At 46.1% G+C, this 13,929-nt stretch carries 12 protein-coding genes and 1 pseudogene; 8 read left to right on the top strand and 5 right to left on the bottom strand.

Translation table 11 applies throughout. The features are described from left to right. Positions 1-32: 32 nt before the first annotated feature. From FTU86_RS05085 to lysM, 6 genes are all read left to right on the top strand, one after another. A complete protein-coding gene (locus FTU86_RS05085) occupies positions 33-590 on the top strand; it encodes a DUF177 domain-containing protein (protein WP_005175975.1) in 558 nt (185 codons plus the stop codon). Between the two features lie 76 nt (positions 591-666). Then, positions 667-852, top strand: coding sequence for a 50S ribosomal protein L32 (rpmF, locus tag FTU86_RS05080; RefSeq protein WP_005175977.1), 186 nt, complete (start codon positions 667-669; stop codon positions 850-852). A gap of 192 nt (positions 853-1,044) precedes the next feature. Continuing rightward, complete coding sequence (fabD, locus tag FTU86_RS05075; protein ID WP_075167567.1) at positions 1,045-2,022, top strand: ACP S-malonyltransferase; 978 nt, start codon at positions 1,045-1,047, stop codon at positions 2,020-2,022. Then, positions 2,019-2,753, top strand: a complete 735-nt coding sequence (gene fabG, locus FTU86_RS05070) for a 3-oxoacyl-ACP reductase FabG (protein ID WP_045796367.1) — start codon at positions 2,019-2,021, stop codon at positions 2,751-2,753. The genes fabD and fabG overlap by 4 nt, the downstream gene beginning before the upstream one ends. An 83-nt stretch (positions 2,754-2,836) precedes the next feature. Further along, positions 2,837-3,073, top strand: coding sequence for an acyl carrier protein (gene acpP, locus FTU86_RS05065; protein WP_001279871.1), 237 nt, complete (start codon positions 2,837-2,839; stop codon positions 3,071-3,073). Positions 3,074-3,270: 197 nt separating this feature from the next. Beyond that, positions 3,271-3,747, top strand: a complete 477-nt coding sequence (gene lysM, locus FTU86_RS05060) for a peptidoglycan-binding protein LysM (RefSeq protein ID WP_005175989.1) — start codon at positions 3,271-3,273, stop codon at positions 3,745-3,747. Positions 3,748-3,895: 148 nt separating this feature from the next. On the opposite strand, the gene FTU86_RS05055 is transcribed toward lysM, so the two are convergent. The 3 genes from FTU86_RS05055 to FTU86_RS05050 all read right to left on the bottom strand — a co-directional run bounded on the left by FTU86_RS05055 (position 3,896) and on the right by FTU86_RS05050 (position 8,432). Then, complete coding sequence (locus tag FTU86_RS05055; protein ID WP_005175999.1) at positions 3,896-5,179, bottom strand: ribonucleotide-diphosphate reductase subunit beta; 1,284 nt, start codon at positions 5,177-5,179, stop codon at positions 3,896-3,898. A 141-nt stretch (positions 5,180-5,320) separates the two neighbouring features. Then, positions 5,321-5,452, bottom strand: coding sequence for a preprotein translocase subunit YajC (locus tag FTU86_RS13810; protein ID WP_081407111.1), 132 nt, complete (start codon positions 5,450-5,452; stop codon positions 5,321-5,323). Between the two features lie 148 nt (positions 5,453-5,600). Beyond that, complete coding sequence (locus tag FTU86_RS05050; RefSeq protein WP_075167565.1) at positions 5,601-8,432, bottom strand: ribonucleoside-diphosphate reductase subunit alpha; 2,832 nt, start codon at positions 8,430-8,432, stop codon at positions 5,601-5,603. Between the two features lie 595 nt (positions 8,433-9,027). Between FTU86_RS05050 and bfmR the strand changes: the two genes are divergently transcribed. Continuing rightward, positions 9,028-9,744: a response regulator transcription factor BfmR gene (bfmR, locus tag FTU86_RS05045; RefSeq protein WP_005176018.1), complete on the top strand. Its 717-nt coding sequence runs from the start codon at positions 9,028-9,030 to the stop codon at positions 9,742-9,744. A 33-nt stretch (positions 9,745-9,777) separates the two neighbouring features. Next, complete coding sequence (gene bfmS / locus FTU86_RS05040; RefSeq protein ID WP_045795835.1) at positions 9,778-11,433, top strand: sensor histidine kinase BfmS; 1,656 nt, start codon at positions 9,778-9,780, stop codon at positions 11,431-11,433. A 208-nt stretch (positions 11,434-11,641) separates the two neighbouring features. On the opposite strand, the gene putP is transcribed toward bfmS, so the two are convergent. Then, entirely contained in the window at positions 11,642-13,135 is a 1,494-nt protein-coding gene (putP, locus tag FTU86_RS05035) for a sodium/proline symporter PutP (protein ID WP_016659877.1), read from the bottom strand. Positions 13,136-13,340: 205 nt separating this feature from the next. Then, positions 13,341-13,730 (bottom strand): annotated as a pseudogene (locus FTU86_RS05030) (SPFH domain-containing protein); the annotation flags it as partial. Between the last annotated feature and the right edge of the window lie 199 nt (positions 13,731-13,929).

Genomic DNA, 13,929 nt, shown 5'->3' with positions numbered 1-13,929 from the left:
ACTGATGAATTTGTAGAATTGCCGCCTTAATTATGTCAGCAAATACCTTTCCGGCACAGATTGAGCCGTTTAAATGGGCTGAACAGGGCTTTACATGGTCAGGTACCCTGCCATTGTCTCGCTTTGCTCGTATTGCTCGTGAAGCTGTTGGATCAATTGATGATCAATTGATTAACATAGACTGTAAGCTATCAATGGATGCCTATCATCGCATTGCATGGCTAGATGGTCACGTTGAAACACAAGTTCCAATGGAATGCCAGCGCTGTCTGGATACCGTGGAAATTGACCTTGTTTTAGACTTCCATTTAGCGCTTGTAGATGATGAGTCACTGATAGAGCGCTTGGATGAGGATGCTGATTTCATTGTTCTGGGTGAAAGTGAAGCAACTAGCAAAGGTGATTATGATTCACCGGCGACGGCTGATTTACTCGCACTTATAGAAGATGAACTGTTATTGTTGCTGCCTTTGTCGCCTAAGCATGACGCTTGCGAACACAAGCATCAACCTGCCGTTCAGAACGATGTCGAAGAAAAACGGGATAATCCGTTTGATGTTTTGGCAAGTTTGAAGGGTAAACTTAACTAAAAATTATGTTATAATTTTGCGTTAAGACAACTGAATTTGTTCTGATCCATTTTTTCGATCTTTGTAAGGAGCCATCATGGCCGTTCAGCAAAACCGTAAAAGTCGCTCTCGCCGTGACATGCGCCGTTCACATGACGCTTTAACCGAGAATGCATTAACTGTAGACCAAGCTACTGGTGAAACTCATCGTCGTCACCACGTATCTAAAGATGGTATCTACCGTGGTCGTCAATTATTCGCTAAAGCAGCTGATGCTGAATAATTGTTGACAAGCATTAAGCGTCAAGCTTAGTGGAAAAAATGGGAGCGTAAGCTCCCTTTTTTTGTTGTTTTTCGCAATTACTTCACCCGAAAAATAGTGTTAAATTTTCGCACCAACGATCAGCTTACATAAAAAAGAACTGTTGAAGGGGCGTACCCTGTTTAAAACAGCTCTACACGAAAGGATTTTTATATGTCTGCTACACGATTCGAGCAAGCGACAAAAACTGCATTTGTGTTTCCTGGACAAGGTTCACAAAAAGTCGGCATGCTGGCAGAACTTGCAGAACAGTTTGCTGGTGTGCGTGAAACTTTTGCGGAAGCATCGGCCGCAATCGGTTTTGATTTATGGCACATTGCGCAAAGTGGTGAGGGTTTAGATCAAACAGAATTTACCCAGCCGGTTTTATTAACCGCCAGTATTGCATTATGGCGTGTCTGGCTGGAGCTGGGTGGTGTAGCACCCAAATATCTGGCAGGCCACTCTCTGGGCGAATACAGCGCGCTGGTGGCGGCTGGTGCGTTATCACTGGGTGATGCCGTGAAGCTGGTGAATTTGCGTGGCAAACTCATGCAGTCAGCTGTGCCACAAGGCCAGGGCGCTATGGCGGCCATTTTGGGTCTGGAAGATGCCAAAGTGATTGAACTGTGTGCGCAAGCTACCGCACAAGGCACCGGTTCTGTTGAAGCAGCCAACTACAATGCCCAAGGTCAGGTGGTAGTTGCTGGTGATAAAGCAGCGGTAGATGCAGTCATCGCACTCGCCAAAGAAAATTCAGCCAAAGCTATTGCGCTTCCGGTGTCAGTGCCATCGCACTGTTCACTGATGAAACCGGCTGCAGAACAGTTCGCACAAGCTTTGGAACAAACTGCCATTGAGCTACCAAGCATTCCTGTAATACAAAATGTGGGCGCAGCTGTAGCAACTGATGTTGCTCAATTGCGTCAGGCTTTGACTGCTCAATTGTATCAGTCTGTGCAATGGACAAACACTATGCAGTACCTGCAAGACCAGGGCATTCAGTACATTGTTGAATGTGGTCCAGGGAATGTATTGGCGAACCTTGCAAAACGCTTACCTCACATAGAAAAAGCATTCCCGATTGACAGTAACAGTCGTCTGGAGGATGCCTTAAATGCCATTTTAGTGGCTGAAGGGAAAATTGCATGACACAAGAACGCAAAGTCGCATTGGTGACAGGTGCAAGCCGAGGGATTGGTGCAGCCATCGCTCAGCAGCTTATTCAAGACGGTTATTTTGTGGTTGGGACAGCAACTTCTGAAGCAGGTGCAGAAAAACTAAGCACAGGCTTTGGTGAACAGGGTGCGGGTAAAGTCCTGGATGTTCGTAATGGCGAGGCAATTGATGCGCTCATTTCGGACATCGAACAAAACTATGGTCCGGTATTGGTCTTGGTGAACAACGCTGGTATTACCAAAGATAATTTGTTACTGCGTATGTCTGAAGATGACTGGGATGATATCCTCAACATTCATCTGAAAGCCGTTTACCGTTTGTCTAAACGTGTACTGAAAGGCATGACCAAAGCGCGTTTCGGTCGCATTATTAATATTAGTTCAGTGGTGGCACACTTTGCCAATCCGGGACAGGCCAACTACTCTGCGGCCAAAGCAGGGATTGAGGCATTTAGCCGCAGCCTGGCCAAGGAAATGGGCAGCCGTCAAATTACGGTTAACTCTGTTGCACCCGGTTTTATTGCAACAGAAATGACCGAACAGTTAAGTGAAGAAATTCGCAAAAAAATGAGTGAGCAAGTGGCATTAAACCGTTTAGGTGATCCACAAGATATCGCCAATGCAGTGAGTTTCTTGGCTTCTGACAAAGCAAGTTACATCACTGGTACAGTGTTACATGTAAATGGTGGTTTATACATGAATTAAGCTCATGTATAAACTTTCAAAAACTTATAGATTCAATTAAACTAACGGCATTAAAAACGCCACAAGCAATGAGGAGAATTCCTGTGAGCGATATCGAACAACGCGTTAAACAAGCGGTTGCTGAACAACTTGGTCTTAAAGCTGAAGAGATTAAAAACGAAGCATCTTTCATGGATGACTTAGGTGCAGACTCTCTGGACCTGGTTGAACTTGTAATGTCTTTCGAAAATGATTTCGACATCACAATTCCTGATGAAGATTCAAACGAAATTACAACTGTTCAATCTGCAATTGACTATGTGACTAAAAAACTTGGTTAATTAAAGATTTTTAGCAGATGCTAAGAAAAGCCACCCTTTTGGGTGGTTTTTTTATGGCCGGCCGAAATTACATAAGCTTACTTTTATCTAACCAAGCGCAACGCTCTCCTGTGTATTTTTTCGTTATAAAAAGAAAGCACGCAATTCCAAATGATTGATAAAAATCAATTGTATCAAATAAAAGCTGGAGAATAACAATGGGACTTTTTGATTTTGTAAAAGGTATTGGTAAGAAAAACACTGCCCCGGCAGAGCAACAACCGGCTGCACCAGCAGCCCCAGCAGAACCGTCTGCACAGGAAATGGCCAATAAATTATTAGGACATATTAAATCTTTAGGCTTACCAATTACGGGCCTTTCTGTGAACTACAATGGCAAGACCGATTTAGCCACGATTAAAGGGCAGGTACAAAGCCAGGCTGATCGTGAAAAAATTGTACTGGCGGTGGGAAATATTGATCATGTCGCGCAAGTGGATGATCAGATGACTGTGGCAACGCCAGAACCAGAAAGTAAATTCTATACAGTTAAATCAGGCGATACCCTGTCTAAAATCTCAAAAGAATTTTATGGTGATGCCAATCAGTACAATAAAATCTTTGAAGCCAACCGTCCTTTGTTAAAAGATGCGGATGATATTTTCCCTGGACAGGTGTTACGTATTCCGGCTTAAAGATCCAGCATTTTTATAAAAAGACGCGTATCGCGTCTTTTTTGTATTCAAGAGGGTGCGAATTTATATTTTTTATTCGCAGATGAATTCAGCTTATTTATAGTGCTGAAAAAATTAAACCCTCTTCGGAGGGTTTAATCATAAACTTTTACCAGCTCAACGCGCCGCCCGTCTGATAATCCGTCACACGCGTCTCGAAGAAATTCTTCTCTTTACGCAGATCCATCATCTCAGACATCCAGGCAAACGGGTTGGTCACACCGCTAAACTGCTCAGGTAAGCCCAACTGGCTTAAACGGCGGTTACAGATGAACTTCAGATATTCTTCCATCATGCCAGCATTCATGCCCAATACGCCACGTGGCATGGTGTCACGCGCATATTCAATCTCAAGCATGGTGCCTTCAAGAATCATTTGAATCACTTCTTGCTGGAACTCAGCGGTCCACAAGTGCGGGTTCTCGATCTTGATCTGGTTGATCATGTCGATACCGAAGTTCAAGTGCATTGATTCATCACGCAGGATGTACTGGAACTGTTCCGCCACACCATTCATCTTGTTACGACGGCCCATTGACAGGATTTGCGTGAAACCGCAGTAGAAGAAGATGCCTTCAAGTACGCAGTAGAATGCAATCAGGTTACGCAGCAAAATCTGGTCGTTTTCAGGGGTACCGGTTTTGAAAGTCGGGTCGCTTAAAGATTGGGTGTATTTCAGGCCCCAAGCTGCTTTACGTGCGACTGATGGTACTTCACGGTACATGTTGAAGACTTCGCCTTCATCCATGCCTAAAGATTCGATACAGTACTGATAAGCATGCGTGTGAATCGCTTCTTCAAACGATTGACGCAAGATGTACTGACGGCATTCCGGGTTAGTGATGTGACGGTAGATCGCCAGAACCAGGTTATTGGCCACCAGTGAGTCAGCAGTTGAGAAGAAGCCCAGTGAACGCATCACGATGGTACGTTCATCTTCAGTCAAGCCATTTTCAGACTTCCACAACGCGATGTCGTGGTTCATGTTGATTTCTTGTGGCATCCAGTGGTTGGCACAACCATCCAGATATTTTTGCCAAGCCCATTCGTATTTGAACGGCACCAGCTGGTTTAAGTCAGCGCGGCAGTTGATCATACGTTTGTCATCAACCTGTACACGTCCTGCACCCATTTCCAGCTCTTCCAGGCCAGGCGCCACGTCAAGCTGTTCTAGGGAAGCAGATGCTCTTGCCAGCGAATCGGTTGAATTTGCTGATCCGCTTCGAGGGGTTGCAGCGGGTTGTGCAGCTGCCACATGCGTCTGTGGTTGCTCTGCAGCAGGTACCACTTGCGGATTAGCCGCTTTTTGCGGTTCGACGGGCGTAGGCTGGTGTTCAGGAGCAGCCGGTTTTTGCGAATCATCTTCGAAATCGTCCCAACTTAGGATAGACATATCAATTCTCTCTTCGTTGCTTTATATCTTTTATTGGACATCTCACGACGAAGGGGAGATGTCTTACTATACGCTTAATTTGTGAAAGCAAAATTAAGTTTTGCCGATGCTTGTTCTAAAAATGTACGTAGAACACGATCCTCAAGACTTATTTTGCTTTCGCTTCTGTTTGCGAATGGCCAAAAAGGCATAGACCATCGGCGTGTAAAAGAAAATAAAGGAAAAGACCAGAACCGCGAGTCCTAACATATAGTTATGAGTCATATGAGGCATGGTCTTTTCCTGTGTTATTTTCAAATACTTTGGAATCCGCCCCAAACCCCTCCTTTAATAAAGAACGGGCTTCCCGCATATCGAATCTGATTTTGGGAAGTCCCCCTTTGGAAAAGGGGGATTTAGGGGGACTTTTATCAAGCGAAGCTTACTGACAAGCCTCACAATCCGGGTTGTCAATTGAACATGCCATTGGCACGGGTGCCGCCTGTTCAAAACCTTCTTCCGCTGCTGGAGCTGCCGCAGGTGCAGTTTCCTGTGCCACTGCTGCAACCGGCGCCGCAACTGTGGTTGGTTTTACTGCATTCAGTGCGCCCGTGTTAATGGTTGATTTCTCAGCCGATGTTGCACCCAAAGCACGTAGATAATACGTCGTTTTCAGACCACGTAACCAAGCCATCTTATAAGTGATGTCCAGTTTCTTACCATTTGCACCAGAGATGTAAAGGTTCAGTGATTGTGCCTGATCAATCCATTTCTGACGACGTGACGCAGCATCCACAATCCAGCGTGGCTCAACTTCAAACGCAGTCGCGAAGATCGCTTTCAGCTCTTCAGGAATACGCGAAATCTTTTGTACTGAACCTTCGAAGTGTTTCAGGTCGTTGACCATTACCGCATCCCATAGGCCGCGTTCTTTCAAGGCACGTACCAGGTAAGGGTTGATCACAGTGAACTCACCAGACAGGTTCGATTTCACATACAGGTTCTGGAAGGTTGGCTCAATCGATTGAGACACGCCACAGATGTTAGAAATAGTTGCTGTTGGTGCAATGGCCATCACGTTCGAGTTACGCATACCGTCTTTTTGAACTTTGGCACGTAAAGTGTCCCAGTCCAGACGTTGGGTACGATCAACTTCAAACATGCGCTCAGGACGGGTTTTCGCTACCAGCTCTAAAGAGTCGATTGGTAAAATACCCTGATCCCATAATGAACCTTTGAAGGTTTCATAGGTACCACGTTCAACCGCCAGATCACTTGAGGTTTGAATTGCGTAGTAAGAAATCACTTCCATTGATTCATCAGCAAAATCAACTGCTGCATCAGAACCGTAGGCGATGCCCATTTCGTACAGTGCATCCTGGAAGCCCATGATCCCCATACCTACCGGACGGTGACGCAGGTTCGAGTTTTTCGCCTGTGGTACCGCGTAGTAGTTGATGTCGATCACGTTGTCGAGCATACGTACCGCAGTTTTGATGGTACGTGCCAGTTTTTCATGATCCAGCTTGCCACCTTGAACGTGCTGTACCAGGTTAATTGAACCCAGGTTACAGACCGCGATTTCATCTTTGCTGGTGTTCAGGGTGATTTCTGTACACAGGTTAGATGAGTGCACCACGCCCACGTGTTGTTGTGGTGAACGCAGGTTACATACGTCTTTGAATGTAATCCACGGGTGGCCGGTTTCGAACAGCATCGACAGCATTTTGCGCCATAAGTCTTTGGCACGTACTTTCTTGTGCAGCAGGTTCTGTTCTTTCGCTACCGCTTCGTAATGCGTATAGCGCTCAGTGAAGGCCTGTCCAGTCAGATCATGCAGGTCTGGTGTTTCAGATGGCGTGAACAGGGTCCATTCTGCATCTTCAAACACACGTTGCATGAATAAGTCAGGGACCCAGTTCGCTGTGTTCATGTCATGGGTACGACGACGGTCATCACCGGTGTTCTTACGCAGTTCCAGGAATTCTTCAATGTCTAAGTGCCAGGTTTCAAGATAGGCACAGACCGCACCTTTACGCTTACCACCCTGGTTCACCGCAACCGCAGTATCGTTCGCGACTTTCAGGAACGGTACCACACCTTGTGATTTACCGTTGGTCCCTTTGATGTAAGAGTTCAGGGCACGAACTGGAGTCCAGTCATTACCTAAACCGCCTGCCCATTTAGACAGCATTGCGTTATCACGCATTGCGCCATAAATATCGTACAGGTCATCACCAATGGTGGTGAGGTAACAGCTAGATAACTGCGGACGTAGCGTACCTGAGTTAAACAGGGTAGGCGTAGAAGCCATGTAGTCGAAGCTCGACAACAAGTTATAGAACTCAATTGCACGTTCTTCTTTGTTGTCTTCGTTCAGCGCCAGACCCATAGAAACGCGCATGAAGAACAATTGTGGCAATTCGAAACGGATACCATCTTTATGGATGAAGTAACGGTCGAATAACGTCTGTAAACCAAGATACGTAAACTGGTTAGAACGTTCTGGCTGAATGGCAGCGGCCAGTTTTGCCAGATCGAAGTTCAGCAGGTCTTCTGACAGCAGCTCCAGCTCGATACCTTTTTTCAGGAAGGTTTCCAGAGCTTCACCTTCAGGGGTTTCTACTGGTAGACCCAGGAACTCCAGGCCTGTTGCCACTAAGTCATTACACAGCAGGCGTGCAGTAACATAAGTATAGTTTGGTTCCTGTTCAATACGGGTACGCGTCGCCATCATCATGGTGGTTGAGATGTCTGACTCTTTTACGCCGTTGTACAGGTTTTTCACGGTTTCATCGACAATGGCCTGAACATCAATCCCTTCAAGACCTTCAGCTGCAGTGGTGACGGTTGCTGTCAATGCACTTAAATCCAGTGGCTTTAACTGGCCCTGGCTGTCAGTGATCTGTAAGGTCGGGTGATGGTTGGCACCCATCTGCTTACGTGCTTCAGAACGTTGTTCGCGATAGATGACATAAGCACGAGCAACTTTCTGTTCGCCTGTACGCATAAGCGCAAGCTCAACCTGGTCCTGAATTTCTTCAATGTGAATGGTGCCGCCTGATGGTAAACGACGCTTAAACGTGTTCAGAACCATTTCAGTCAGTTGTTCGATACGGTCATGAATACGGCTGGAATCGGCGCTTTGCTGACCTTCAACCGCCAGGAAAGCTTTACCAATCGCTACAGAGATTTTTTCTGCATCGAAAGGGGCCACTTCACCGGTGCGTTTAATCACCTGAAGTTGACCGGGTGTGGATGTGATTACGCTCATGTCAGCATAGCTCCATTGTCATCTATTGTTATGTTTATAGACCATTGAACCGGGCAAAAAATAGGCCACAGTGTTTGAGGAATAAACACAAGACTTAGTGGTTTAAAATTGAATTGAACACAAGATACGGGAAATTTTAGGGTAGATCAATATTGACTTTTCTTTAAATTTTTTGGCGTTTTTTGGATAAAATCTTTTGCAAAAAAATCCCCGATTTGTCCATTCGGCTATAAGCCTTATCGGACACGGGCATAGCATAACAAAGCCGGCATAATCTGCTTATAGATAAACTTGTGGATAACTAAAAATCTCTTTGAACAGTCAGTCACATTCTGATCAATGGCCAAAAGCTGCAAAAAAATTGTACATTTTAAAAAGATTTATGTTGTTGAATTCATGGAATTCAGTTAAAAAGAGAAAAGTATAAGGAATTCAATAATTAATAAAAATATAACAAAAAGCTACTTTGATGTATCAGTTTAGTGAATAGCATCTTGTTTACAATGTAAACGTGTGTATATTGCAGAATATATTTCGACGTATCTACCGGATTTTAAAAGGATAGAATACGTTTAATCAAATAAAGGGGCAGTTCATGAGCCAAGAAGAAAAGTTACCAAAAATTTTAATTGTTGAAGATGATGAGCGTCTGGCACGTTTAACCCAGGAATACCTGATCCGTAACGGACTGGAAGTGGGTGTTGAGCCAGATGGGAACCGTGCCATCCGCCGTATTATCGCGGAGCAGCCAGATTTAGTGGTGCTGGATGTAATGCTGCCGGGTGCAGACGGTTTGACCATTTGCCGCGAGGTTCGTCCACATTATCATCAACCGATTCTGATGCTCACTGCACGTACCGAAGATATGGACCAGGTTCTGGGTCTGGAAATGGGTGCAGATGACTATGTCGCCAAGCCGGTTCAGCCACGTGTTCTGCTGGCGCGTATTCGTGCCTTGCTGCGCCGTACTGACAAAGCCCCTGAAGATGAAGTGGCACAGCGTATCGAATTTGATGACCTGGTCATCGACAATGGTGGCCGCTCGGTAACCTTGAATGGTGAACTGGTCGATTTCACCAGCGCAGAATATGACCTGCTCTGGTTACTGGCTTCGAATGCTGGCCGTATCCTGTCGCGTGAAGATATTTTCGAGCGCCTGCGCGGGATTGAATATGACGGTCAGGACCGTTCAATTGACGTACGTATTTCGCGCATCCGTCCAAAAATTGGCGATGACCCGGAAAATCCAAAGCGTATTAAAACTGTACGCAGCAAAGGATACTTATTTGTCAAAGAAACGAATGGTATATAATCGTCGCGCGTATCTGAGATAGGACGGTTTTTCGTGTTCAAACACAGCATATTCTTGCGGATTTATGCAGGATTGGTGATTCTGGTGGCATTGGTGGCCGTGTTTGGCTATCTGCTGGTTCAGATCATTAACTATCAGCGCGCGCAAGAATATCGTGAATCCCTGACCGATGGTATGGCTTATATCATTAGTGAAGGGGTGGCGCGACAACCCAATGAGCAGCAAAAGCAGGACTGGATTTCAGATGCCTCAGATTTGCTGGAACTGCCTATCTATTATATTGCTGCCGATAAGGTCGAGCTGTCACGGGCCGAACTGAAACGGATTAAAGAGCGCAAGGCTGCGGTACGTTACGATGCAGAAACGACCACAGCCTATATTATTATGGGCCTGAAAAATGACCCGGAACATTATCTGTATATCAAGGCCGATGAAATTACCGAACGGCAAATGAAGGCATTGCCGATCTTTATTCTGGATTATCTGGTCTATTTCCCGGGACAGGAAAAAGAATATCTGGCCCGTATCCAGGATCAGTTCTCTTATCCTATCGACATTCAGAACATTGCCGATTTACCGCTCGACTCCGAGCAAATTGGCCGTTTAAGGCTGGACCACAGCATTATCCTGTATCGGGATAATGCCAGCGTACGTGGCACCACCATCTCCATTATTTCGCCAATGCCGAACTCACCGTCCGAGGTGCTGGTACTTGGTCCGGTACCGCTGTTTAACTGGATGCCATTCCAGCTGGCGGCCGGGATTACCTTGCTAAGTCTGTTTATTCTGAGTCTGGGCATTTATGGCCTGATTCTGCCGATGCAGCGCAAAATCCGTGAAGTAAATTTCGCCCTGAACCGCATGAAAACCGGCGATTTAAACCTGCGTTTACCCATTGACGGTTCAGATGAAATGGCCAGTCTGGCCTCCAGCTATAACAGCATGTCCGATCATATCCAGCGTCTGATTGAAGCCCAGCGCGAGCTGATGCGCGCGGTATCGCATGAACTGCGTACCCCGGTAGCGCGGATTCGTTTTGGGATGGAAATGCTGGCCGAAGAAGATGATTACGAATACCGGATTCAGCAGCTGGACATGATTGATAAAGACATTGAAGCACTGAATACCCTGATTGACGAGATCATGACCTATGCCAAACTGGAGCAGGGCATGCCATCCTTGGAAATTGAAAAAGTGGTGCTGTTTGATGTGCTGGATCAGGTGGTCAATGAAACCGATGCACTGAAAACCGGTAAGGACATTCAGCTGCAAACCATGTCGACCAGTCTGGAAGTCGATGCCGAGCGCCGTTATTTACACCGCGTGGTGCAGAACTTGGTCGGGAATGCGGTGCGTTATTGTGACCACAAGGTACTGGTCAGTGGTGGCGTGACTGCACAAGGCGTGGCTTATGTCTGTGTGGAAGATGATGGGCCGGGCATTCCTGAAGAAGACCGGAGCCGCGTATTTGAAGCCTTTGCCCGTTTAGATGACAGCCGGACCCGTGCCTCTGGGGGGTATGGTCTGGGCCTGTCGATTGTTAGCCGGATTGCCTACTGGTTTGGCGGCAAGATTGAGGTGGATCAGAGCACCACTTTGGGCGGTGCGCGTTTTATTATGTCTTGGCCGGCACAGCGCTTTAGCAAGTCGCGTAAGAAGCAGGGCAATAAAGAAGGACTGGAATCTTAAACAGTGCTTAAAAGATTCAGCTAAAGCGCAGCACACAAGGGTCGTTTGCTGTTCTTTGGTGGGAGAGTTGGGACGGAGGTTATCAGTCATCGTCACCATCCAAAACGAGCAGCGTACTCCCTTCCTGTTCAACCTTTGAGTTGATCAATTAAGTTGCTAAAAAAATAGCCAGTGATGTCACTGGCTATGTTGTTTTTGTATGGAGCAATTATTGAGTCTGTTCTTTGTACAAGCGGTCTGCTTCATCAAAACGCTCAGTAATGCTGCTGCTTGGCGCTTTGCCCAGCAAGCTCACCACAATAATGGCAATAAACGAGCAGACAAAGCCCGGAATAATTTCATAGATACCGGTATCGCCCCAGACATTTTTCCAGAGAATCACCATCACCGCACCCACGATCATGCCGGCGAGTGCGCCATTTAAAGTCATGCGTTTCCAGAATAAAGACAAAATAATCAGTGGACCAAAAGCGGCACCAAAACCAGCCCATGCATAAGCCACCAGGCCCAGCACTTTCGACTCAGGATTACCGGCCATCCAGATTGCCAGCAGGGCAATCAGTAATACCATTAAACGGCCAACCCAGACCAGCTCTTTTTGTGAGGCAGATTTTCGCAGGAACGATTTATAAAAGTCTTCAGTCAGAGTACTTGAACACACCAGCAGCTGACAGCTTAGGGTACTCATCACCGCAGCCAGAATTGCCGCCAGTACAATACCAGCCACCCACGGGTTAAACAGGATTTTGGTCAGTTCCATAAATACGGTTTCAGGGTTGGCATTCACCACCCCGGCCAGTTCCGGATGTTGCTGGAAGTAGGCAATACCAAAGAAACCGGCCGCCACCGCACCACCTAAACACAGGATCATCCAGGTCATGCCAATACGGCGTGCATTTGGAATCGACTTCACCGAATCTGCCGCCATGAAGCGCACCAGAATGTGGGGTTGACCAAAATAACCCAGACCCCAGGCCAGTAACGAGATAATCGCGACAATACTTAAATCACCGACCAGATTCATGGCTTGCGGACGCGCAGCTTCCAGTGCCAGCGTCACTTGAGATAAATCAGAAAAGGTCAGCAGGGTGACAATAGGCGTCAGGATTAAGGCAAAGATCATCAGGCCAGCCTGAATGGTGTCTGTCCAGGACACAGCCAAGAAGCCGCCAATAAAAACATAGCTGATGGTGGCAATGGCACTGATCCATAAGGCCGTGCTATACGACATTTCAAACATACTTTCGAACAAGCGCGCACCGGCCACCATGCCAGAGGCACAGTAAATCGCAAAGAAAATCAGAATCACAAAGGCCGATACAATACGCAGCACTTTTTTCTGGTCATTAAAGCGATTGGAGAAATAATCCGGTAAGGTCAGGGCATTGTGCTGCACTTCGGTATGTACCCGTAAGCGGCCCGCAACCAGTAACCAGTTCAGCCAGGCACCAATAATCAGACCAATGGCAATCCACACCTCAGATAAACCGGACAGATAAATTGCCCCCGGTAAACCCATCAATAACCAGCCACTCATATCCGATGCGCCAGCAGACAGGGCCGTGACAAAGCTGCCTAAACGGCGGCCACCCAGAATATAGTCTGAAAAGTTGGTGGTTGCGCGATAGGCCATCAGACCAATCGCGATCATGGCGACAATATAAAACAGAAAGGTGATTAAGGTCGGATTTAGGGAGCTCATACGGTATCCATATAGTATGTTGGACAGTAAAGGACTTATGGCCTCAATGCGTTCCATGCAAATTCTTGATGGATACTCACAAGTCCTGAAAGATTCAAAAAATGAAGGCGAAATTTAACCATAATTTTGCATGAAATACTGATTTTTCTTTCAGGCAATAAAAATAGACAGCATCCAGGCTGTCTATTTTTGGCTAAAAAGGTGCTTAGTTTTGTCGGCCCATGACCCCACGAATGGTATTCAGAATATCGGCCGGTAATACCACCGTCTTGGCATTTGGCGACTTCGACATATCCTGCATGGCTTTCACATATTGTTCACCAAGCAGATAGGCCACCGGAATTTCTTTATCGCCGACTGCTGTCGTGACCATTTCAATAGCACGTTGCGAAGCTTCGGCCAGCACCACTTGTGCTTCGGCATCACGGCGTGAAGCTTCAAGACGGCCTTCGGCTTCCAGAATGGCTGCCTGTTTTTCACCATCGGCTTTGGTTACGGTGGCACGACGCTGACGTTCTGCTGCCGCCTGTTCTTCCATTGCTGACTGCATTGTGTTGGATGGTTTAATATCTTGAATTTCAACGGTTTTAAGGGTACACACAACACCAAAAAAATAGAATTATTTTTATATCTATATGATAAATAATATTTTTAATACATTTTTTTAAATTCTATATGAAATTCTATATTTTTTTAGATATAAGTTATGAAATTCTATATTTTTAAATGATTCATTTTTCCCATACATTATCTTGAAGTGGGGGAAGTCGGTGGAGTAATTCTGAATAAAAATT

Origin of the sequence: Acinetobacter sp. YH12155 (assembly GCF_013418255.1) — a bacterium.
GTDB lineage: Bacteria > Pseudomonadota > Gammaproteobacteria > Pseudomonadales > Moraxellaceae > Acinetobacter > Acinetobacter indicus.
The sequence above is the reverse complement of the archived record's forward strand: the minus strand, read 5'-3'. Positions and strand labels throughout refer to the sequence as shown.

Bases quoted from the DNA above. Each gene is read 5' to 3' on its own strand.
- FTU86_RS05085 (WP_005175975.1), top strand. From the start codon at position 33: ATGTCAGCAAATACCTTTCCGGCACAGATTGAGCCGTTTAAATGGGCT.
- rpmF (WP_005175977.1), top strand. From the start codon at position 667: ATGGCCGTTCAGCAAAACCGTAAAAGTCGCTCTCGCCGTGACATGCGC.
- fabD (WP_075167567.1), top strand. From the start codon at position 1,045: ATGTCTGCTACACGATTCGAGCAAGCGACAAAAACTGCATTTGTGTTT.
- fabG (WP_045796367.1), top strand. From the start codon at position 2,019: ATGACACAAGAACGCAAAGTCGCATTGGTGACAGGTGCAAGCCGAGGG.
- lysM (WP_005175989.1), top strand. From the start codon at position 3,271: ATGGGACTTTTTGATTTTGTAAAAGGTATTGGTAAGAAAAACACTGCC.
- FTU86_RS05055 (WP_005175999.1), bottom strand. From the start codon at position 5,179: ATGTCTATCCTAAGTTGGGACGATTTCGAAGATGATTCGCAAAAACCG.
- FTU86_RS13810 (WP_081407111.1), bottom strand. From the start codon at position 5,452: ATGCCTCATATGACTCATAACTATATGTTAGGACTCGCGGTTCTGGTC.
- FTU86_RS05050 (WP_075167565.1), bottom strand. From the start codon at position 8,432: ATGAGCGTAATCACATCCACACCCGGTCAACTTCAGGTGATTAAACGC.
- bfmR (WP_005176018.1), top strand. From the start codon at position 9,028: ATGAGCCAAGAAGAAAAGTTACCAAAAATTTTAATTGTTGAAGATGAT.
- putP (WP_016659877.1), bottom strand. From the start codon at position 13,135: ATGAGCTCCCTAAATCCGACCTTAATCACCTTTCTGTTTTATATTGTC.